19 protein-coding genes are annotated in these 22,335 nt (G+C 59.0%); 14 read left to right on the top strand and 5 right to left on the bottom strand.

The genetic code is table 11. From position 1 onward, the window contains the following. Positions 1–5 precede the first annotated feature (5 nt). From ACESLM_RS21865 to ACESLM_RS21845, 5 genes are all read left to right on the top strand, one after another. Positions 6–1,232, top strand: coding sequence for an RtcB family protein (locus tag ACESLM_RS21865; RefSeq protein ID WP_372634291.1), 1,227 nt, complete (start codon positions 6–8; stop codon positions 1,230–1,232). A gap of 365 nt (positions 1,233–1,597) precedes the next feature. Then, positions 1,598–3,028, top strand: a complete 1,431-nt coding sequence (locus tag ACESLM_RS21860; protein ID WP_372634288.1) for an RtcB family protein — start codon at positions 1,598–1,600, stop codon at positions 3,026–3,028. A gap of 8 nt (positions 3,029–3,036) precedes the next feature. Then, positions 3,037–4,338, top strand: a complete 1,302-nt coding sequence (locus ACESLM_RS21855; RefSeq protein ID WP_372634285.1) for an AAA family ATPase — start codon at positions 3,037–3,039, stop codon at positions 4,336–4,338. Positions 4,339–4,362: 24 nt separating this feature from the next. Continuing rightward, positions 4,363–5,103, top strand: a complete 741-nt coding sequence (locus tag ACESLM_RS21850; RefSeq protein ID WP_372634282.1) for an NAD-dependent protein deacylase — start codon at positions 4,363–4,365, stop codon at positions 5,101–5,103. Between the two features lie 231 nt (positions 5,104–5,334). Next, positions 5,335–5,559 (top strand): cold-shock protein, encoded by a 225-nt coding sequence (locus tag ACESLM_RS21845; RefSeq protein WP_372634280.1) that lies wholly within the window; start codon positions 5,335–5,337, stop codon positions 5,557–5,559. A gap of 28 nt (positions 5,560–5,587) precedes the next feature. Here the strand turns inward: ACESLM_RS21845 and ACESLM_RS21840 are convergent, their stop codons facing one another. Beyond that, positions 5,588–6,937, bottom strand: a complete 1,350-nt coding sequence (locus ACESLM_RS21840; RefSeq protein ID WP_372634277.1) for a sensor histidine kinase — start codon at positions 6,935–6,937, stop codon at positions 5,588–5,590. Beyond that, positions 6,934–7,620 carry a response regulator gene (locus ACESLM_RS21835; protein ID WP_372634275.1) on the bottom strand — a complete coding sequence of 229 codons (687 nt, stop codon included), beginning with the start codon at positions 7,618–7,620 and terminating at the stop codon, positions 6,934–6,936. The genes ACESLM_RS21840 and ACESLM_RS21835 overlap by 4 nt, the downstream gene beginning before the upstream one ends. A gap of 159 nt (positions 7,621–7,779) precedes the next feature. Here ACESLM_RS21835 and ACESLM_RS21830 point away from each other — a divergent pair, with 159 nt between their 5' ends. From ACESLM_RS21830 to ACESLM_RS21815, 4 genes are all read left to right on the top strand, one after another. Next, complete coding sequence (locus tag ACESLM_RS21830; protein ID WP_372634272.1) at positions 7,780–7,995, top strand: DUF5957 family protein; 216 nt, start codon at positions 7,780–7,782, stop codon at positions 7,993–7,995. Between the two features lie 2 nt (positions 7,996–7,997). Continuing rightward, positions 7,998–8,366 carry a DUF6220 domain-containing protein gene (locus ACESLM_RS21825; protein ID WP_372634270.1) on the top strand — a complete coding sequence of 123 codons (369 nt, stop codon included), beginning with the start codon at positions 7,998–8,000 and terminating at the stop codon, positions 8,364–8,366. Positions 8,367–8,875: 509 nt separating this feature from the next. Continuing rightward, on the top strand, positions 8,876–10,630 hold the full coding sequence (locus ACESLM_RS21820; protein ID WP_372634267.1) for a methyl-accepting chemotaxis protein: 1,755 nt from the start codon (positions 8,876–8,878) through the stop codon (positions 10,628–10,630). Positions 10,631–10,734: 104 nt separating this feature from the next. After that, a complete protein-coding gene (locus ACESLM_RS21815) occupies positions 10,735–11,757 on the top strand; it encodes a S1C family serine protease (RefSeq protein ID WP_372634264.1) in 1,023 nt (340 codons plus the stop codon). A 119-nt stretch (positions 11,758–11,876) separates the two neighbouring features. Here ACESLM_RS21815 and ACESLM_RS21810 read toward each other — a convergent pair whose 3' ends face one another. From ACESLM_RS21810 to ACESLM_RS21800, 3 genes are all read right to left on the bottom strand, one after another. Beyond that, a complete protein-coding gene (locus tag ACESLM_RS21810) occupies positions 11,877–13,697 on the bottom strand; it encodes an alpha/beta fold hydrolase (protein ID WP_372634261.1) in 1,821 nt (606 codons plus the stop codon). A gap of 128 nt (positions 13,698–13,825) precedes the next feature. Continuing rightward, positions 13,826–14,119 (bottom strand): hypothetical protein, encoded by a 294-nt coding sequence (locus tag ACESLM_RS21805; RefSeq protein ID WP_372634258.1) that lies wholly within the window; start codon positions 14,117–14,119, stop codon positions 13,826–13,828. A 137-nt stretch (positions 14,120–14,256) separates the two neighbouring features. Continuing rightward, positions 14,257–14,844, bottom strand: a complete 588-nt coding sequence (locus tag ACESLM_RS21800; protein WP_372634255.1) for a TetR/AcrR family transcriptional regulator — start codon at positions 14,842–14,844, stop codon at positions 14,257–14,259. A gap of 175 nt (positions 14,845–15,019) precedes the next feature. On the opposite strand from ACESLM_RS21800, the gene ACESLM_RS21795 reads away from it, so the two are divergent. The 5 genes from ACESLM_RS21795 (at position 15,020) to serS (ending at position 21,910) form a co-directional block, all read left to right on the top strand. Further along, on the top strand, positions 15,020–16,024 hold the full coding sequence (locus ACESLM_RS21795; RefSeq protein WP_372634252.1) for an ROK family protein: 1,005 nt from the start codon (positions 15,020–15,022) through the stop codon (positions 16,022–16,024). 26 nt (positions 16,025–16,050) lie between these two features. Continuing rightward, positions 16,051–17,259 carry an MFS transporter gene (locus ACESLM_RS21790; RefSeq protein WP_372634249.1) on the top strand — a complete coding sequence of 403 codons (1,209 nt, stop codon included), beginning with the start codon at positions 16,051–16,053 and terminating at the stop codon, positions 17,257–17,259. Between the two features lie 110 nt (positions 17,260–17,369). After that, positions 17,370–19,232 carry an SLC13 family permease gene (locus ACESLM_RS21785; RefSeq protein ID WP_372634247.1) on the top strand — a complete coding sequence of 621 codons (1,863 nt, stop codon included), beginning with the start codon at positions 17,370–17,372 and terminating at the stop codon, positions 19,230–19,232. A gap of 291 nt (positions 19,233–19,523) precedes the next feature. Beyond that, a complete protein-coding gene (gene serC / locus ACESLM_RS21780; RefSeq protein WP_372634244.1) occupies positions 19,524–20,609 on the top strand; it encodes a 3-phosphoserine/phosphohydroxythreonine transaminase in 1,086 nt (361 codons plus the stop codon). 14 nt (positions 20,610–20,623) lie between these two features. After that, positions 20,624–21,910 carry a serine--tRNA ligase gene (gene serS / locus ACESLM_RS21775; protein ID WP_372634241.1) on the top strand — a complete coding sequence of 429 codons (1,287 nt, stop codon included), beginning with the start codon at positions 20,624–20,626 and terminating at the stop codon, positions 21,908–21,910. Positions 21,911–22,335: the final 425 nt, after the last annotated feature.

Genomic DNA, 22,335 nt, shown 5'->3' with positions numbered 1-22,335 from the left:
GAGAAATGACTTACCAAACGATAGACGGAGTGCGGGTATGGGGCAATCCCGATGCCGGCGCGCTGTCGCAAGCCAAAACCTGCGCGGAGCACGGCAACGTCGTGCAGGCGCTGCTGATGGCCGACCATCACAAAGGATACAGCCAGCCGATCGGCGGCGTCGTGGCGTACGAAGGCCAAATCTCGCCCTCGGGCGTCGGGTACGACATCGGCTGCGGCAACAAGGCAGTGCGGACGAACCTGTTGGCGGCGGACATTAAGCCGATTCTGCCTGCCGTAATGGATCAGATCGCCAGGAAAGTATCGTTCGGCGTCGGACGTGTCAACAACCAGAAGGTGGATCACGAGCTGTTCGACGATCCCGATTGGAGCGTGTACGCGGCGATCGGGAAGCAGGAGCACGACAAGCTGAAGGCGCTGGCCCGGGATCAGCTCGGCACGGTCGGCAGCGGCAATCATTACGTCGATCTGTTCGAGGAGCCGGAGACGGGCCGCCTCTGGATCGGCAACCATTTCGGAAGCCGCGGCTTCGGCCATAAGACGGCGAGCGGGTTCCTGAACCTTGCAGCCGGACGCGATTTCCTCGCGAGCGCACCGGGAGAGAAGATGGACCAGCCGCCCGTGCTGCTCGATCTGGACAGCGAACTCGGCTATCTGTACTACCGGGCGATGAAGCTCGCCGGACGGTACGCGTACGCCGGACGAGATTACGTCATCGCGCAGGTGCTCTCCCTCTTGGGAGCGAGCGCCGACTTCGAAGTGCACAACCATCACAACTACGCCTGGAAGGAAACCCATGTCGGCAAGACGACGATCGTCGTCCGTAAAGGCGCGACGCCGTCCGCTCCGGGTCAGCTCGGCTTTATCGGCGGCAGCATGGGCGACATCTCCGTTATCGTGAGAGGGAAGGACACGGACGAGAACCGCGATTCCTTTTACAGCACCGTCCATGGGGCGGGCCGGATCATGAGCCGCACGCAAGCCGCGGGCAAGATGAATTGGAAAACCCGCAAGCGTACGGGTGGCCAGATCACTTCCGAACAAATGAAGCAAGCCGTTCGCGCCTTCGGAGTCGAGCTTCGCGGAGCCGGTACGGACGAGAGTCCGTTCGTGTACCGGAAGCTGCAGGAAGTGCTCGACGCTCACGCCGACACGATCGAAGTGCTGCACGTGCTGAAGCCGATCGGCGTATGCATGGCCGGGGCGGACGAGTTCGATCCGTACAAGGACTGACCGGACAGGTGCGGGCAGCCGAGACAGACTGAGCCTAGACTGAGCCGACGGGATATTGACAAAGCTTCCCAAACCCGTATATGATAGACACTATCTTATTCAAGAAAGGAGGTCGAAGGACATGACCGCAATGATCATCCGCCGCAACGTCGTTACGCCGCAACCGAATATTTCGTTCATTGTCCATCGGCCTCTACGGGCCCTAGCCAAGGAAGGAGAAAGCTAACGCCCCGCCGGCGTATCGTCGGAAGGGACGTCAGTCTTTCGTTTTCACTGCGCGCAGAAGACCGTAAGCGATTGGGCTTGCGGTTTTTTTGCGTTTTCTTTTCGACTAAATTGCAATTAAGAGAGGGTTATTATACTTTATGGAACAAAACTTTAACGATCTTTATTATCGGCGAATCGATCTCCCTGCCGGGGATCTCCACGTATTCGCGCACGACGATTTGTTTTATGCCATGGGGGCCAAGGTGCTCGAGATGGCGAACAATAACCTGCAAATCCCGAATATCCGCTATATGAGCTACACGCCCGATGCCCATGTCGGAGTCGGCACCAGCATCGGCACGACGGCGGTGTGGGGCGTGGAGGACGGCTTCGTCTCCCCCTCCATCGTCGGCAGCGATATCGGCTGCGGGATGCGCGTGCATCTGACGAATTTGCAGGCGGAGGACTTGCGAGACGTCAAGCTCCGTCGGAAGCTGGTCAAAGCGATCGAGAAGCGGATCCCGGTGGAAAATCATGCGAGAGGGCACTTCTCCGACGTTCGTCTGGAGGACGTGCTGCGCAAAGGGCTTCACGGTCTGCCGGGCAAATACGTGCCGGACGCGTATACCCCGAGGAAAGCGACTTCCCTGACCCACGTTGAGTGCAGCCGATTCCGGTTCGACGAGAGCGAGCTGGACCGCATTCCGATGCCGGTATGGCACAGGGCTCATCGCCAGCTCGGCACGCTGGGCAACGGCAATCATTTTATCGAAATTCAGGCGTTGAGCATTCCGGAGGATAATCGGGCCATCGCGGAGCGGTGGGGGCTTCGGGACGGTCAGGTCGCGGTCATGATCCATTCCGGCTCCAGGTCTTGGGGCGGCGCCGTTAACCAGCATTGCGGCTCGCAGGTGGCGAAGACGATGAGCCGGCTCGGGCTCGGCACGGCCGATCCGAAGCTGGCCTACGCGCCGCTGGACAGCGAGGCGGGCCAGGCGTATGCGAATTTGATGTATTCGGCGCTGAACTTCGCGGTCGCGAACCGGCATCTGATGGCGTTCGCCGTTCGCGACGCGTTCAAGGAAACGTTCGGATCCCGGGCGGAGATGAGCACGCTCTACGACCTGATGCACAACTACGCCTGCGAAGAGAGCCACGGGGACGAGGCGATGCTCGTTCACCGCAAAGGCACGACGCGCGCGCTGCCGGCCGGACACGCCGGCAATCCCGAGCCCTATCGCGAGACGGGCCATCCCGCGCTCATACCCGGCTCGATGGGAACGGCCTCCTATCTGATGGTCGGAGCCCCGGAAGGCTCGCGCAACTACTACTCCATCTGTCACGGAGCGGGCCGTATTCGATCGCGCAACGCGACCAAGCAGCTCGTCACGGTAGACGAGTTCGCTTCCTCCCTGCGGGTCGGCCACGACGACGAGGTCGTGCTGAACCACCGCGCTCTCGAAGCGCTCGTGGACGAATCGCCACAGGCTTACAAAGACGTAGATCAGATCATCGACAGCGTCGTCCAGGCGCGGCTGGCCACCGTAGTGGCCAAATGCCGTCCTCTGGCGGCCGTAAAAGGAGTGTGATTCCGAACATGACGATAATAACCGCCAATACTGCCGCTAAGCCTCCTTTTCTGGTCAAGTCGACCGGGGCCGGCGAAGCGCTGAATGCAGAACGCTATTTCAACTATATCGCCGTCGTTCAGGAGATCGTCGATTTTCTGAGCGAACGGTATGGCGAAGGCTTCCGCCTCTACTACCAGGACGACGGCAACGAAGTGTGGAACGGACTGGAGGAGGACTTGCGCGACGGCTATGCCGGAGTGGAGCATGCGGCGAGCCTGTTCGATCTGGTCGAGACGGAGGTGTTCGAGTATGCCGCCGATTCCGAGCCCCAGCGAGCGGGCTATGCGATCCGGCCCGCCGTGCGCAACAACCTGTTCGTGTACCGCGAGCAGCTTGTCGCGCTGGCCAGAATTCCGAGAGTATCCCAGCACGGTCTCGGTTACGAGGATCTGATTTTCTGCCGTTCGGACGAGGGGCTGGTTCGCTTTCTGGAGGAATTGCGGGCACGCAGGCTTGCCGACCCGAAGATCATCGTGTTCACCGACACTCGCGACGGTCTGGAGCAGGAGCGCAAAGCGGTCGGGTACGCAGTCGGCCGGGAAGAGGTGTTCATGGAAGGGGAGCTGAAGACGCAGGTTTACCGTTCGATCGACGAGTTTTTCTCCAAGGATCGCGCTTTTTTCCAAACCTACGGACTTCCCTACAAACGGGGAATTCTGCTGTACGGCAAGCCGGGCAACGGCAAGACGACGTTGGTGAAGTCGATCTCGTCTACGACGAGCGCTCCAGTCGCCTACTGGCAGATTACCGAGTATACGAGCAGCGGCTCGATCAAGGAAGTGTTCGATACCGCGTCGCAGATGGCGCCGATGGTGCTCGTTATCGAAGACATCGACTCGATGCCCGACTCCTGCCGCTCCTATTTCCTCAACACCTTGGATGGAGCGACGTCGAAGGAGGGCATCTACCTCATCGGCACGACGAACTATCCGGAGAAGATCGATCCGGCGCTGATGAATCGGGCCGGTCGCTTCGACCGGGCGTACGAGGTGAAGTCTCCGGACGAGGAAATGCGTCGAGCCTACTTGGCCCATATCGGTCTGCGCCGAGTCGCGAGCGGGGAAGAGCTTGAACGGGCGGCCCGCCGAACGGACGGATTCACGCTTGCCCAGCTCAGCGAGCTGTACGCCTCGGCGGCGCTGCAGATGCATTACGAGAACGAAGTCGATCTTGAGCGGCTGATCGTCGGCATGAAGTCGGACTACGCCAAGGATCGAAGCAAGGAGTGGATGACGGAGGACAAGTCGCGTAAAATGGGATTTGCATAAGACGAGCGATGCGGAGGGAACGAGATGGAGTTCGAACGATTGAAGAGAGTCGTGGCCGAGAGCCGGAACATCGTGTTCTTCGGCGGGGCGGGCACTTCGACGGAAAGCGGCATCCCGGACTTCCGGTCGGCCGACGGGTTGTATCAAGCGGCGGGCGGAGGAAGGATCGCTCCGGAAGAGATATTGAGCCATGATTTCTTCCTGGCTCGCACGGCCGATTTCTATGCCTTCTACAGAAGCAAAATGCTGTATCCCGACGCCATGCCCAACGCCGCCCATTACGCGCTTGCCGAGATGGAGCGGCAGGGGCGTCTCGCCGCGGTCATTACCCAGAACATCGACGGGCTCCATCAGAAGGCCGGCAGCCGCAACGTGCTCGAACTGCACGGCTCGGTACATCGGAGCTTCTGCATGGATTGCCGGGAGGCCTACTCGCTCCAGCAGGTGCTGGAGTCGAACGGAGAATATCCCCGCTGTTCCCGCTGCGGAGGCGTCGTCAAGCCGGACGTCGTGCTGTATCAGGAAAGTCTGGACATGGATCTGCTGCAGCGAGCGGCGATGTATATCAAGCAGGCGGACGTTCTGATCGTCGCGGGCACGTCGCTGACCGTTCAACCGGCAGCCGGGCTGGTCAGACTGTACGAAGGCGACAAATTCGTCCTGATCAACAAAAGCGCGACCCCGATGGACGGCGTGGCCGACTATTTGATTTCCGACAGCGTGGCGAAGGTGCTCGGGATGATGGTCGGAGGAGAGCGTCTCTGACAACAATCCCGCAAATGGGCGGTTGCCGTTCGCTATTTCAAGCCGAATGAGCTATAATGGAACTATAGACGTGTCGTCAATTCACATAACGTATAGGGTTATTCTTTTATGCAATAGCCTTGTACGCTATGTGGTTTTTTATTTTTTTCATTCAAATGCAGGGGTCATGCTCAGAATCCGCAGTTTGGGGCATCATTATTCGTTGTAACCACCTCATAACAGAAAGAGGGAATGCACGTGTATTATTCTCGGAAGAAACCGTTCGAAGAGTTGCCGGAAGAAATGACCGCCATCTGGTACTGCTCCGGGGAGGACTGCAAGCGATGGATGAGAGATAATTTCACGTTTTCCGTTGTTCCCGTATGTCCTGAGTGTCAATCCGAGATGGTCCGGGGAGAAAGAATGCTCGCCACGTTGTCGAATACGAGCCCCAATCAGGCCAAAGGGCGCCGCTGAACGCGTACGCGCAGACCCGCAGCATCCGTCAGCGTGGCAGTTTCAGCACGAAGGTTGTGCCGACTCCCGGGCGGCTCTCCGCCTCGAGCGTACCTCCGTGAGCGAGCGTCAGCTCCTTGGCGATCGCCAGACCGAGGCCCATCCCGCCGCTGTTCCGCGCGCGGGCTTCGTCCGTCCGGTAGAACCGGTTGAAAATGTGCCCAAGCTGTTCCGGGGCGATGCCTACGCCGGTATCCGCAATCGCAATCGTCAGCGCCGAGCCGCTCCCGCCATGAGACGGCTCTTCCTGCACGTTCACCATAACGCTCCCGCCCTCGGGCGTGTAGCGGATGGCGTTAACCGTCAGGTTGAGCAGCACCTGGGTCATCCGATTCGGATCGACCCGGATCGGCCGTTCGTCCGCTTCGACGTTCAGCGTCAGGCGAACGTTCTTGCGAGCCGCATCCGATTCCAGATGCCGAACGACTCTGTGCGCCAGCTCGGCCATGTTCGTCGGCTTTAGCTCCAGCGGCAGCTTGCGGGCCTCCGCTAGCGAGAGCAGGTGCAGGTCTTCCACGAGACGGGACAGGCGGATCAGTTCGTCCTGAAGCGGCAGCAGACTTTCCGGTTCGACGGCGTCTCCCGTCTGCTGGATTAAATCCAGCTTGCCCCGGACGATCGTCAGCGGCGTTCTTAGCTCGTGGGCCGCGTCGGCGACGAGATTACGGCGCAGCTCCTCGTTTTTCCGCAGTTGAGCGGACATCGCATTAAAGGCGTCGGCGACTTGGCCGTATTCGTCCTTCGAGACGACGGGGGCTTGAACTCCCAGCTCGCCCTGCCTCAAGCGGTCGATGGCCGGGATCAGCTTTCTCAGCGGGGACGTTATTCTTTTCGCGATCCAATAAGCGGCCAGCAAAGAGAATAGAACGATTAGGACGGTCGCGGCCGAGAGCAGGAAAGTGACGGACACCGGGATGCCGACTCGCAGCCTGGACATGTCCGCGATTTCGGAGTCGAAATAATGCAAGTAAGCGATCGTCCCGTCGTCCGTCCGCAGCAACCGTTTAATCCCCAGATTTTTCATCGCTTTCGGGGGCGTGGCGCCCAGCGAATACAACTTCGTCCGATCGCCGGCCAGCAACGAAATGCCGACCTCACGTTTATCCGCCAGCACCGCCTCGTCCAGCTTAATCCACTGCACGCCGTTCCAGGAATTCCCGTTTGCGACGTAATAGCCGATGAACTGCTCCGACAGCGCGCCCAGCGTTTCCCCTCGCGTTTTTTCCACCATTGCCTCGAACGATTCCTTAATGACAAAATGCGTGACCAGCACGAAAAGAAGGGCGACAACGGTTACGAACGAAGCGATCGAGAGAAAAATCTTCCGCGTAACCGTCATTGGCCGATACCGAAACGATAGCCGAAGCCGTAGACGGTCTGGATGTATCGCGGATTGGCAGGGTCGTCCTCGACTTTTTTGCGAATGCGGCTGACGTGCGCGTCGACTGTTCGTTCGTCGTTCAGAATATCGTCCTCGAGCGCGGCCTGAAGAAGCTGAAGCCTGCTGTACACGATGCCGGGCTTGGCGGCCAGCGTCAGCAGCAGCTTGAATTCCGTCGGAGTCAGAGTCAGCTCCTCTCCGCGTTTCCACACCCGGCATTGCGCTTCCGATAGCGACAGCTCGCCCCGTTCCATCGTCGCCGTCAGCGGATCGTTCCCTTCCATGCGTCGCAGCACGGCGCGAATCCTCGCGGCCAGTTCCCGCAGGGAGAAGGGTTTCGTGAGATAATCGTCGGCTCCGACCTCCAGGCCGATGATTTTATCGCTCTCTTCCGCACGCGCCGTCACCATGATGATGCCCATCCGTCCTATTTTTCGCAGCTCCCGGCATACCTCGATTCCGCTCATTCCCGGCAGCATCCAGTCCAGCACGGCCAACGACGGGCTGGCTTCGCGGGCTTTGCGCAGCGCTTCCAGCCCGCTCGATGCGGTGACGATGCGATAACCCTCCTGCAGCAGGAAGGTTCTCATGAAGGCAATGACTTGATCCTCGTCGTCGACCAGCAGCAGCGTTCGCGTCATAATCCGTATCCTCCTCGGTCTTGTTCCCTACATTATATAGGCTGCCGCGAAGCATCGGGGAAATTTCACGAAACCCGTAACGCTTCGTCACAAGTCCGCAACATTGTGCTGCTAGTATGGCGTTAGGACCAATCTGGTTAAGAGAACGGAGGCTGTATCATGAAAAATAAAGCCGGAATTTTGCTGTTTGCAATCGTGGGCGGATGCGTCGGAGGGTTCATATTAGCCGAACTGATCGGAATTGCCGGGAAGCTGCTATTCGATCGGACGGTCGGGATCAAGTACCTTCCGATCTTGCTGCCAATCGTCTGCGCAATCGTCGCTCTTGTGGTCGTAAATGGATGGACGCGCAGCAAAAGCCGCGGAGGGGGATAAGGATGGAAGAAGTGAAATCGAACGCCAAGGGGAGAGTCGCCCGAACCGTATTTCGCGTTCTGGCATGGGCGCTGGTCGCCTGCATCGTCGCGCAAACCTTTATCGCGGGAATGGCCTTGTTTCAAGACTCGTCGCATTGGAAAACTCATGTCGTTTTCGTACATCTATTCGAATTTATTCCGCTGCTCATGATCGTGTTTTCCTTTGCCGGCGGTCTTCCCATAAGGACGCGCTGGTTAAGTCTGACGCTGTTCGGGTTGATTTTTATCCAGTATATGACCGCCAATCTGCCGGCCGCTGGCGCCATGCATCCCGTGATCGCGCTGGCGCTGATCGTGCTGTCTCTCCATGTGGCCAGACGCCCCGTCTGAGTCGGAGTGGATCCAAAAGGGGGACGCCCGGTCAAATGCGCCGGGCTTCCTGCTCTAACAGCTCGACTTCATATTTATCGATTATTCGTATCCCCCAGAATTCCATGGCCAAGCTCTCTCCCGATAACGTCAAGATTGCTGCGGCCTCTACCGCTCACCTGCAATCTCCCTCATGACATAACGCCACTCATCCGCATCTCGTGTCCATGTCCAATCGTCGGACGATTGCGGGTCTCCTAGGCGAGCTACTGCATCCTCATATTTACCCTTATACTTTGACTCGAAGACAATCAGCGTCTGAACCAGGTTTTTAACGCGGTATGCGAGATTGCTTGAACGACGGCTTTTCATCCGCTCCGGAGTATACGATGCGCTTATCGCGAAGCCAGTTGTTCACCGTTGTGGTCGAGACTCCGAAGACTGCTTTAGGAAGGAAAAACCAGGAATCATGTCGAAAGTACTAAGGATTTCTTTAATTCCCCGACTAAAGTCAGAGAGGTATGGACACCATGATCAGATTCAGGAGTCGTCTCGTATCGAAGCTATCGGCGTTTATTCTGGCCATTTTGATTCTGCTGTCCGGTTCGCTCGTCTACATGCAAATCGCGAACACGAAGAAGGTGAGCGAAGAGGCGATCGGCAACTTCAGCATACATACCGCGGAGGCTTATGCGGGGCAGTTCGACCTGGGAGCTTACGAAAGCTTCCTGCAGGACGTTCAAGAAAGCGATCTATATTGGAGCATACGCGAAGAAATGAACCGGTACCGCGCGCAGATCGGAGCCCTGTACGTGTACACGGTGCAAATAGACGAGAACAAGCAGCCGCTGCTGCTGATCGACGGCCAGCCGAGAGATTCGGATGCGGCTTCCCCGATCGGGGAAGTGACGGATATGCCGGAGCAAGCGATCGAAGCGATCTTAAGCGGCCGTTCGGCCAAGTCGGGCATTATTCGCAACCCGGAATACGGCAACTACATCTCTTCCTACGCGCCTCTTCGCAGCGGGAACGGCGAGATCATCGGCGCGATAGGAATCGATACGGACGTCAGCGTGTCGCAGACGATCTACAAGGATGTCATCGGGAAGAGCGCGGGGCTGTTCGTTCTGATGGGCGTCCTTACGATCGCTTTCTTCGGCTTGATCGTGCTGTTCCTCTCCCGCGCGCTGCGCCCTCTGGGCACGATCGTTCGCGGCGCCGAAGCGATGGCCCGGGGAGACCTCGCGGAAGCGAAGGCGCATCTGGGCGCAGGCCGGTCGAGCTCGAACGACGAGATCGGCCAGGCTTATTCCGCCATGATGAAGATGATCGAGAGGCTCGGGGTTACGCTCGGGGAAGTGATGAAGGATATCGCGCTCACGGCCCGGGACCTGGTGCATTCGACCGAAAGATTCGGCTCCGAAGCGGAGCGGATGGTCGCGTTGAACGTCGAGCTTGAGCAAGCGGCGGCTCAGCTGGCGGAGGGGGCGAGCAACCAGCGTATCGGCGCGGAGCAGAGCGCCAGGTCGATGGAGGATATCACGATCGCCATCCAGAGGGCTTCCGACGCGTCGGGCAGCGTGACCGGAGCGTCCGGCGAGGCTTTGGATTCCGCGGAAGAGGGCGCCGGTTCCATCCGCAGCTTAAGAGAGCAAGTGCTGGCCATGGCCGGCGTAGCCATGCAGACGTCCCAATCCGTTCAAGTTCTCAATTCGCATATGAACGAGATCGAGCCCGTGCTGCGATCGATTACGGACATCGCCGATCAGACGAAGCTTCTCGCGCTTAACGCTTCCATCGAAGCCGCGCGCGCGGGCGAGCATGGAGCAGGATTCGCGGTCGTGGCCGGAGAGGTGCGCAAGCTGGCGGAAGCATCCGCCGTATCCGTCGGTCGGATCACTTCGCTGCTGTATCAGATCAAGCAGGAGTCCGGGCAGATCGGCGAGAGAATGCAGCTCGGCAACGAAGGGATGAGGCTGGGCTCCGAGCTGTCCGATCGGGCGGAGACGCTGTTCGGCCGCACGATGGAGCGGTTCGGACACGTGAACGGGCAAATCCAGGAAGTATCCGCGGTCATCGAGGAAGTGTTGGCCAGCTCCGAGGAAGTCGCCGCGTCGGTGGAGCAGATTTCGCACATTTCCGCGAGAACGGCGGAAAGCACGGAGTCGATTGAGCGAATGTCCGCCCATCAGCTGGAAGCGGCCAAGCTAATCGCCGATACGACCGAGATGCTGAGAGAGCGAAGCGTTCGCCTGGAAGCGGCCGTAGCCAAGTTCAAGCTGTAGCGATTCGTTGTATCGACTTCATCTATCTTTTAATTCCGTTTAAGTTCCGTTTAAGCTCCATCCTCCATGATAGAAGCATCAAGGCAACGGGAGGATGGTAGAAGATGAACGAACGCAACTTGACGGATACGCAGGCAACGAACGACGGGCGCGAGCCGATGACGGCATATCAATCTCCGCTGCTGGCATCTTATGAGAAGGAAATGGCGGCGTATCGGCCGCAACCTTCTCCGGGAGGCGGCCAGGGCAAGCGCAGGAACGGCACTTCTTTCGCGGCTTATTTGACTTCATTCTTGGTCGGGGCCATGCTCGTCGGAGGATTCGGATACGCGGCGGACCGCGGCAATCTGTTCGGCGGGCAAGCCCCGGCGGCCGGAGACTCGGGCAGCGCTGCAGAGTCCGCAGCGGGAATCACGGCGGCGTCGGTGAAGGCGAAGGGAGATCTCGCGACGATATTCGAAACCTCGAGCCCGGCGGTAGTCAAGATCGAGAATTACGCGGTTCCGACCTATTCCATGAGAAGTCCCTTCGGAGGCAGGGGAGGCGGCCGGCAAAGACAGGCAAGCGAGCCGGTATTGGCCGGATCGGGAACGGGGTTCTTCTTCTCGACGGACGGCTATATTCTGACCAACGAGCATGTCATCGCGGACGCGGATGAGCTCAAGGTGACGGTGGAAGGCTACGACGAGCCGCTGACGGCCAAGCTCGTAGGCTCGAATGACGAGCTCGACCTCGCCGTGTTGAAGGTGGAGAGCCCGGACGGCCAAGCGTTCCCCGCCTTGGAACTGGGCAATGTCGACCAGACGAGCATCGGGGATTGGGTGATCGCCATCGGCAATCCGTACGGCCTCGATCATACGATGACGCTTGGCGTTCTCAGCGCCAAAGGACGAGAGATAACGATAGCGGACGAGCAAGGCGACCATACGTACCGGAATCTGCTGCAGACCGACGCCTCAATCAACTCGGGCAATTCGGGCGGACCGCTTCTGAACGAGCGAGGCGAGGTTGTCGGGATGAACACGGCGGTTAACTCCGAGGCGCAGGGCATCGGCTTCGCGATCCCTTCCTCAACGATCAAAGAGGCTCTGAACGACTTGATGAACGTGAAGCCCGTCGTATCCTAAGCCGGAATGCCGAAGCGGAACCCGCATAAGGGATTAGCGATTTCATAATAAGGACGGGGCTGTCCCCTCCAGCGGTGTCGAGAGACCGCTGGAGGGGGACAGCCCCGTTCGCGCGTTTCTTATAACCTCTCGAGAATCCAATCCGCCGCAATCCCGGGATGGGAGAGCGGGAACTGGTGGGCATAAGGCAAACGCGTCACGTCCAAATGCGAGTAAGCTTCGGGAACGTCGGGCCGGACATCGGCCTGCCCCCATGCGATAGACACTTGGTCGGGGTTCCAACTGCCCGGATCGAGACGGAAGGCGCTCAGCCGGGAGAACAGGGACATGACCTCCGCCGTCGTCGTTCTCGTGCGCGGTGATTTCATTTCTTCCAGAATAAACGAAGGATACGTCTCCGGAATTTCATCGGCTTCGCGGAAGCTCTTGGAACGAATCAGACGATTCCTGATCGAGTTCTCGCTCAGCGTTCTCGCTAAGGTCTTGATCGCGAAAGGATGACGGTAAGCCGGGCTTACGGGTTCCAGCACGGGCTGGAGCAGGGCGGCTCCGGCAATGCGCTCCGGGACGGCCTCCAGCATTCTCGCGGCAAGGTATCCTCCGAACGAATGGCCCACGATCCGCACGGGCGAATCGAAGCTGCGGATCAAGGCGAGGATCGCTTGTTCGAATCCTTCCATGCCGACGCCCCGATGGTGGTAGGGGGAGCGGCCGAACCCCGGGAGATCCGCCAGACAGACGGGATGGCCGGACTCGGCCAGACGCTGCGCCATCGGAAGCAGATTGTAGGAGGCGCTGAAAGCGCCATGAAGAATGACGATCGGAGTTCCGCGCCCTTCGCTTTCTATCGTGGCCAGTCCGGCCCGCGCATGCTGTCGGAATGGCGGCGGCAAACGCAGCGTTCCATGGTTAAGCCGATAATCCAGATCCGCCACGACAAGAGGCAACGTGGGGCCGGACACCGACAGGTTCAAGCCGTGTCTGGCTTCTACGGCGCGCTTGGAAGCGGTCGGAAACTCCGTTCGAACGATAAAATCCATGGACTCCTTAGGGAGGCCGAGCAGCTTGCCCGCCCCGAGATTCAGCAGGCCTTTGATCAGCCCGTAGGGCGCCTTGCCGATGGGACCGCTCACGCGAACTTCCCGGGCGATCGCGCCGATAAGCTCCTTCATGCCGGGACTTTCCTTCTTGTTATCCAGCAGAAAATAAGTGCCGTTCACGGGCCGTTCCTCCTTCGTCAAGGCGCCAATGAACGCCGCAACGTGATCCACGTGCACGAGAGGTAGCCAATAATCGTTCCCTCCGGGGGCAAGACCCATCATCTTTCTGCGCACGGCGTTCACCAGAAGGCCGAAGCCTCCGGTCTGTTCGGTCATCCCGCTGCGGGAATCGCCGATGACGACGCTCGGATTGACGACCGACAGGGGAATTCCCGATTGCTTCATCGTCCGGCGCAGGAAGAGATCGGACTCGAATTTCATTTTCTCGTACGGAGGCGCTTTGTGACCGTGATCTGCCTGCGGGCCGACGCCGTCGTCCTGCTCCGAATAAGGAGATTTGAACCCGACAACGTGGATAAAATGCTGCAATCGATTCGAGCGGCGCGCCAGATCCGCGATCTCGCGAGCGGAGTTCAGGAACACTCGCCTCGCTTCGCCTTCGGACAGCAGAATGTCCATTGGCCCGCCGGCATGAATCATCACCTCGACGTCCGTCAATAGCCTCAGATCGGCGGAGCCGATTCCGAGAGAAGGCTGCGTCAGATCGCCCCGTATGGGGACGAGGGAAGAGAAGTCCTTCCATCCCATTTCTTTTAACGTTTCCCTCAACTTCTCCTCGGACCGGACCAGCACATAGAGCCGATGTCCTCCATTCGCCAATTCCGTCAATACATGCCGTCCGATAAAGCCGCTTCCGCCTGTTACGAATATGGAACTCACTTAGGGGTTCCTCCTTTATTTTTTTTCTACGACCAATTGACTTACAGCAAATTACTGGAGTCTCTCGGAGTAAAGAATGTACGAAAATACCAATTGTTTTTTCGTCATGACTTGCCCGTCGAAGTTGCTCACGTAAAACGGTCTACCAGACCGTTAGAGACAGTCATCCACTCCGATTCACTCGCATAACGGTCTACCAGACCGTTAGAGACAGTCATCCACTCCGATTCACTCGCATAACGGTCTACCAGACCGTTAGAGGCAGTCATCCGCTCCGATTCACTCGCATAACGGTCTACCAGACCGTTAGAGACAGTCATCCACTCCGATTCACTCGCATAACGGTCTACCAGACCGTTAGAGGCAGTCATCCGCTCCGAGTCGTTCGCATAACGGTCTACCAGACCGTTAGAGGCAGTCATCCACTCCGATTCACTCGCCTAACGGCCTGCCAGACCGTTAGGGAATTCGCCTTGGGAAGACCATGTGTGCCCTGATGCGTTAATTGGTCAGTCGTAGTTTTTTTAGTACTAATAAGTGCTAATTAGGTGTAAAAAAATTACTTCAGCAGGTTCGCTAAAGTATGAAGCGTATCGGACAAGAGGGTGGAGTCTTGCCGGGTATGCTGCAGGAATAAGGCGCCTTCGATCGCGGATACGATCAACGCGGCCGTCTGGGGGACGGGCAGGCGCGAATTGAACTCTTCTCTGGCGACGCCTTCCCGGAGCAGATGCTCAACCGCGCCGATCTGCTTCCGGAAGAACCGGCCGATCTCCTCTCTAACCCATTCCTGCTCGCGCGAAGTTTGCACGTACAGCGTCAGGAAAGGACAGCCGCCAAGGCTATCCGTCTGATTGTCCGTAAGCAGCGCGGCGAACCGCTCGATTCTCTCCGTTGCGGACAGCTGCGTTTGACCGACGGTCTCGCCGATAAGCCGGTCGTAATGGGCGACAATCCCTTCGACGATAGCGGAGAGAAGCTCCTCCTTGCTCTTGAAATGATAATAAATATTCGTTTTGGACACCTTGCTCGCCGCTACGATCTCGTCCATGCTGGTGATTTGATAACCTTTCTCCAGGAAGAGGGCGGTAGCGACGCGAATGACGACATCGCGATTGGAAGGTCTTTTTCTGTTGGTTGTAGTCATAATAGTACTATACAGTACTAATTATTTGATTGTCAAATGTATCCTGCCGATCGCTCCGGTTCATTCTGTCGCTCTGTTCGTAATGCCGCTCTTGTCAGCCGAAGGCATTCCTGCTATGATCGGATCAAACTTATTAAACAACTTTAATAAGTAATGGTGAACGGGGGGACAGCTCGTGACCGATGGACGATTAACGTCGCAGCCGGCGAACCCGGCCATTATGCGCGGCATTCGCACGGTGCTGCTGGAGCGGGGCAGCGCCACGAAGGCGGAATTGAGCCGCAGCCTGCAGATCAGCTTTCCTACAGCGGGCAAGTTTCTGGACGACATGGAAATCCGCGGAGAAGCGATCTCGGTCGGATACGACGAGTCCAGCGGAGGCAGAAGAGCCAGGAGATACCGCTACGATCCCGATTACGTGCACGGGTTGGCCATCTTTCTGGAGAAGGACGAGACTCGTTATCTCCTCTTTAATTGCTTGGGGGAGGCGATCGAGCAAGGCTACGAGGACAGCATTCTCGACGAGGACGCTTCCCGCTTGACCGATCTGATCGGGAGGATCAAGCAGGCCCATCCCAAGCTGCGGTCCGTATCGCTCGGCGTTCCGGGCGCGGTGAACGACGGGACCATCTTCCTTATCCCGTCTTACGAGAAGTACCGGAACTTCGACCTGAAGAGCTTCGTGCAACAGCGGACGGGGCTTCCGGCCGTAGTGGAGAACGATATGAACGCCGCCGTGCTCGGCTATATCGCGCGGGCGAAGCTGGAAGACAGAAGTACCGTCGTTTATTTGTATTTGGGACAGAACGGGCCGGGGGCCGGAATCGTCGTGAACGGCGAAGTCGTGCGGGGCAAGTCGTTTTTCTCGGGGGAAGTGGCGTTCGTCCCGGTTCGCGATCGGGGCAATTTCGCGGAAGCCCTTAAGGAGGGAGAGTCCGCCCGCACGGAGGCGATCGGACGATTGATCGCTTCGACGGCCTCGATCCTGAATCCCCATTATTTCGTTTTCAATAAGGGCGAGATCGGCGAGGCCATGCTGGAGCCGATTCTGGAGCGAGCCGCCGCTTACGTTCCGAGGGAGCATCTGCCGAAACTGGCGGCAAGCGAATTGCGGGGAGATTACTTGGCCGGTCTGCAGAGTCTCGGCCTGGGCTTGCTGCTCTCGCAAACGGATGGATAAAGACGACGAAGGAGCAAGCACGACTTATGGCCACTTTTTTTATTCTGATTATTTATTTGGCATTCATCAGCCTGGGCTTGCCGGACTCCCTGCTCGGGTCGGCATGGCCCGTCATGAGGATGGAACTGGGTGCGTCTATCGGCACCGCCGGGGCGATCTCGATGGTGATCGCGGGCTGCACGATCGTGTCCAGCTTGGCCAGCGGAGCCATTATCCGGCGCTATGGCGTGGGACTAGTCACGCTTGCAAGCTGCATTCTGACGGCGGGAGCTTTGCTAGGGTTCGCTTGGTCGCCTTCGTTGCTTTGGCTGATCGTATTCGCGATTCCGCTAGGCTTGGGCGGAGGTTCCGTAGACGCGGGGCTGAACAATTACGTCGCCTTGCATTACAAGGCTCATCATATGAGCTGGCTGCACTGCTTCTGGGGAGTGGGCGCCACGCTGAGTCCGATGATCATGGCTTTTTATATATCCGGTGAAGCCCTATGGAGACAAGGCTATCTCACGGTTGCCGCCGTTCAGGGCTTGCTGGTGCTGATTCTGTTATTCTCCCTTCCTCTATGGGATAAGGTCGCCCGCAGAAGCGGCGATAACCGTCCGGACGACCGCCGCGAATCCGAGGAGCAAGCGTCGGAGTCCGCCGAATCCGGGCCTTCGAAGCCGTGGCAGATCAAGGGGGTTAAAATCTCCATGATCACTTTCTTGTTTTATTGCGGCATAGAGACCAGCGTGGGATTATGGGGAAGCAGCTTCCTTGTCGGCATGAAAAAGCTGCCCGCATCGACGGCGGCGGAGTGGGTGTCGCTGTTTTTCGTCGGCATTACGGTCGGACGCATGCTGACGGGGTTCATTACCTTCGGGGTGAGCAACCGTTCGCTGATCCGCTGCGGACAGCTCACGGCTCTGATCGGCACAGTGCTGCTTGCGCTTCCCTTGCCGCCCGGTTTCTCTCTGGCGGGATTCATGGTCATCGGATTAGGGCTTGCTCCGATCTTCCCTTGCATGCTGCACGAGACGCCTGCGCGGTTCGGAAATAAGCATTCCCAATCTATCATGGGCTACCAGATGGCGGCGGCCTACACGGGCAGCACCTTCGTGCCTCCCCTTCTGGGGGCGATTGCGTCTTATTCCACGATCGGGATCTTGCCTTTCTTTCTCGTGATGTTTGCCGCGATTATGCTGCTCTGCACGGAGAAGCTGAACCGCCGCTTGATTCAACGTCCGCGGTCGATCTAACGGCGGCAGCCGCCTGGAAGTTGACGTCCGCGGAGCGGCCATGCTTAAATGGGACAAGGCGGGATTGTCCGACGGGACCGTCCGGTCAATCCATCGAACGGAGCCAGACCGTGAACGGACCGATGATTGTTACTCTTTCTGTACTGACTCTTGCTTCTGTCCTCTTCATATCCGGCAAAGTGCGTTCCGACCTGGTAGCGGTCGGAGCGCTTATTCTGTTAATGCTGTGCGACATTCTGACGCCCGCGGAGGCGCTGTCCGGATTTTCCAACTCCGTTGTCATTATGATGGTCGGCCTGTTCGTCGTCGGAGGAGGCATCTTCCAGACCGGGCTGGCGAAAATGGTCAGCAGCAAAATGCTCCAACTGGCCGGCACGAACGAAACCCGGCTGCTCGTCATGATCATGGTCGTCACTTCGGCGATCGGCGCGTTCGTCAGCAACACGGGAACGATCGCCGTCATGATGCCGATCGTCGTCAGCCTGGCGATGAGCGCGGGAACGAATCCGGGGAGACTGCTGATGCCGCTCGCTTTCGCCAGCAGCCTCGGCGGCATGCTGACGCTGATCGGAACGCCTCCCAATCTGGTCATCCGGGAGACGCTTCACGCGGCGGGATATACGGCCGTCTCCTTTTTCACCTTTACGCCGATCGGCCTTGTCTGCATCGTCGTAGGCGTCGCGGCGCTGCTCTTCCTTCGCAGGTTCCTGCCGAAGAACGACCGGGATGCGAACGACGGCCGCCAAGGGCGCTCGCTGCAAGATCTCGCCCGGCAGTATCAGCTTCGGCAGAACCTGTACCGCGTTCAGGTCGGGGCCGGCTCGCCGGTGTGCGGCAAGCGTCTGCACGAGCTCGATATCTCCGCCAAGCACGCCTTGAACATTATCGAGATCCGGCGCAAAATTTCGGCCAAAAACCAGTTTTTCAAGACGATCAACCAGGAAATCGCCGGCTCGAATACGGTGGTTGAGGAGGAAGATATTTTGTACGTTCACGGCCCTTTCGAGAGCGTTCAAGCGTTCGCGCTCGAGGGAGGCCTGAAGATGATGGACCGCCGCGTCCCCGAGAACAAGCAGAAGATCGGCTCCGAGCAGTACGCCACGGAAGACGTCGGCATCGCCGAGGTGATGCTCACGCCGACCTCGCGGCTCATTAACCGGCTGATCAAGGAATCCGGCTTCCGCGAGAAATACCGCGTCAACATTCTCGGCATCCAGCGCAAGGATCAATACCTTCTGCACAACCTGAAGGAAGAGAAGATGCGCTTCGGCGACGCGATGCTCGTGCAGGGCGCGTGGCGAGACATCGCCCGGCTGGCCACCGAGCCGGACGTCGTGGTCGTCGGCCAGCCGATCGAGGAAGCGCGCAAGGTGACGATGGACAACAAGGCGCCGATCGCCGCCGGCATTATGGGGCTGATGGTGCTGCTGCTCATCTCGGAGTTGATTCCGGCCGTGGCGTCGGTCATGATCGCGGCGGTGCTGATGGTCGCGTTCCGCTGCGTGCGCAGCATGGAGGACGCCTACAAGACGATCAACTGGGAGAGCGTCGTGCTGATCGGCGGCATGATCCCGATGTCGATCGCGATCGAGAAGACGGGGGCGGCTGCGCTGCTGTCCGACGGAATGGTCGGCTTGCTGGGCGGCTACGGACCGCTTCTCCTGCTGGCGGGAGTCTACTTCACGACGTCGCTGCTGACGATGTTCATCAGTAACACGGCCAGCGCGATCCTGCTTGCGCCCATCGCGCTGGCGGCCGCTCTGCAGCTGGGCGTCAGCCCGTATCCGTTCCTGTTCGCCGTATCGGTCGCAGCGAGCATGTGCTTCGCCTCGCCGTTCTCCACGCCGCCGAACGCGCTAGTCATGTCGGCCGGCCGCTACCGGTTCTCGCACTATATCAAGGTCGGGCTGCCGCTCCAGATCCTGATGGGGGTCGTCATGGTCGCGGTGCTTCCGCTGTTTTTCCCTTTTTGACGACCGGTTGTTGACAGACGGCGGCGAAGGCGTTAGTATAATCAACAATTGAACATTCGGATCATGCCTGTGAAGAGCATCCAACTCGGAGGCGTTTTCGTCAAGAACGGCCCGGTCGCCCGCGCCGTATCCTAAGCTTACCGGCCCCGCCCGTTATCGCGGAACCAAGAGGATCGGAACGCGCCGCGTTCCGGTCAAGTTGGGTGGCACCGCGAGCAGACGCTCCTCGTCCCAATTCGGACGAGGGGCGTCTTTTGTCGTATCCATCCAACTAAGGGAAGGTTGAGGAGCATGAAGAGAAGCTGGAATTTCAATCCGGGACCGGCGGCGCTGCCGCTGGAAGTGCTGGAGCGGGCGAAGGAAGCGTTCGTCGAATATGGAGACCAGGGCCTGTCGCTGCTGGAAATGTCGCATCGAAGCAAGACGGTGGAACGGATCGTCGAGGAGACGGAGAGGCTGCTGCTGGAGCTGATCGGACTGCCGACGGGATATCGGGTGCTGTTCATGGGAGGAGGAGCGAGCGCCCAGTTCGCGCTTGTTCCGATGAACTTCCTTCTGCCGGGGACAACCGCGCGCTACCTCGTATCCGGCAGCTTCGCGGAGAAGGCCTATAAAGAGGCGAAAGCGGTCGGTCAGTCGGAAGTGTTGGCGAGCGGCAAGGCCGAGGGCTGGAGGAGGCTCCCGGACTTGCGGCAGGTGGAGATCGCTCCCGACACCGCCTACGTTCACATGACGACGAACAATACGATCGAGGGATCGCAGTTCCGCGACTTCCCCGATACCGGGGAGATCCCGCTCATCGGGGACATGACGAGCGACATTTTGAGCCGCAGGCTGAATTGGACGAAATTCTCGCTGATCTACGCGGCCGCGCAGAAGAATCTCGGCCCCGCCGGCGTGACGGCCGTCATCGTCAAGGACGAACTGCTGAAGGCGGGCAACGCGAACATTCCGGCGATTTTCCAGTATCGCACCTACGCCGAGCACGGTTCGCTCTATAACACGCCTCCAGTCCACGCCATTTACATGATGAAGCTGACGCTGGAGTGGACCGCGCGCCAAGGCGGCATCCCGGAACTAGAGAAGCGGAACGAGCGGAAAATAGGGCACCTCTACGAAGCGATCGACGCGGGGGACGGTTTTTACCGGGGAATCGTGGAGAAGCCTTACCGTTCGGCGATGAACGCGACATGGCGAATGCCGGACGAAGCGTTGGAGAAGCAGTTCGTGCTGGAAGCGGAGCGGGAAGGCTTTATCGGTCTGGCCGGCCACCGCAGCGTGGGCGGGCTGCGCGCTTCCGCCTACAACGCGGTGCCGGAGGAAGCCTGCAAGGCGCTTGCCGATTTTATGAACGATTTCCGCAGGAGATGCGGATAGAGGGGGACGAACGAATGTTGGATATGGCGTATATAAGAGAGAACGGCGAACGGCTGCAGCGGACGGCCGACGGTAAAGGCATCGCCTTGTCGGTGGCGGAGCTGATCGAAAGGGACGATCGGAGAAGAGAACTGCTTCGCGAGGTCGAGAGGCTGCGCGGGGAGCGCAACCGGTTGTCGGAGCTGGTCGGCAGGCTTCTGAAGCAAGGAGCGGCGGAGGAAGCGGAGCCGGCAAGAAAGGAAGCTCAGGCGACAAACGACGAATTGGGCGTGCTGGAAGCCGAGCTGGCCGAAGTCGAGGCAAGCTGCCGGAAGCTGATGCAGCTTGTCCCCAATCCCGTATCGGCGGATACGCCGGAGGGAAAGTCGGATGCGGACAACGTGGAGGTTAAGCGGGTCGGGGAGCTCCCGAGCTTTGAATTTGAGCCCCTCAGCCACGTGGAGCTTGGAGAGAAGCTGGGCATCGTCGACTTGCCGCGCGGGGTGAAGATCGGAGGCGCGCGCCAGTACGTGCTGAAGGGAGCGGGCTGGCATCTGCACCGGGCGGTTCAGCAGCTGGCGATGGACGTATTGGAAAGCCGGGGCTTCACGCCGCTGGACGTTCCGATGATGGTGCGCGGCGAAGCGCTGCTGAACACCGGATTTTTCCCGACGGGAGAAGACCAGGTGTTCGCGATCGCCGAAGAAGACCGATATTTGGTCGGCACTTCGGAAGTGAGCCTGGTGTCGTACCTCGCGGGCGAGATCGTCGAGCTGGACGGTCCGATCCGGCTGGCGGCGGCGACGGCTTGCTTCCGCAGGGAGATCGGTTCGTCGGGGCGCGACGTGCATGGGCTGTACCGCGTGCACCAGTTCTCGAAGGTCGAGCAGGTCGTCGTCTGCGAGAACGACCCCGAGCTGTCGGAGCGGCTGCTGCAAGAAATTACGGACAACGCCGAGCGCATTTTGCAGCTCCTGGAGCTGCCTTACCGGATCGTGGCCGTCTGCATCGGCGACATGTCGCAGAAGACGCACAAGCAGTACGACATCGAGACGTGGATGCCGAGCCGCCAAGCTTACGGCGAGACGCATTCGGCCTCGAACCTGCTCGACTTCCAGGCGCGGAGGGCGAACATCCGCTATCGGGACGGAGCCGGCAAGCTGCGCTACTGTCATACGCTGAACAACACGGCCATCGCGACGCCGCGCATCTTGATCCCGCTGCTGGAGAACCATCAGAGGGAGGACGGCTCGGTCTACGTCCCTCAGGCGCTGCGGCCGTATTTGGGCGGCAGGGATGAGCTTCGGCCGCTCGATTTCTAGTAGTTGCACAGATTTCTTGTCGCCCCACCGCGGCTTGTGTAGCGTCGAGGCACTTTCTTGGCCTTAGCCGCGCGTCTTGGGTAGCGCGGAGGCACTTTTTTGGCCTTAGCCGCGCGTCTTGGGTAGCGCGGAGGCACTTTTTTGGCCTTAGCCGCGCGGCTTGGGTAGCGCCGAGGCACTTTTTTGGCCTTAGCCGCGCGGCTTGTGTAGCGTCGAGGCACTTTTTTGGCCTTAGCCGCGCGGCTTGTGTAGCGCGGAGGCACTTTTTTGGCCTTAGCCGCGCGTCTTGGGTAGCGCGGAGGCACTTTTTTGCACTATCCATGCATCAAACCTCACATGACAACACAGGGATCAACCATAATCCAATATTGTGATTGGATCTCATATTTTTCCATACCACTCTCTTCGCAGTAAGCCAAAAAATC

The organism is Cohnella sp. (assembly GCF_041641335.1).
In the GTDB taxonomy this organism is placed as follows: domain Bacteria; phylum Bacillota; class Bacilli; order Paenibacillales; family Paenibacillaceae; genus Cohnella.
The sequence above is the reverse complement of the archived record's forward strand: the minus strand, read 5'-3'. Positions and strand labels throughout refer to the sequence as shown.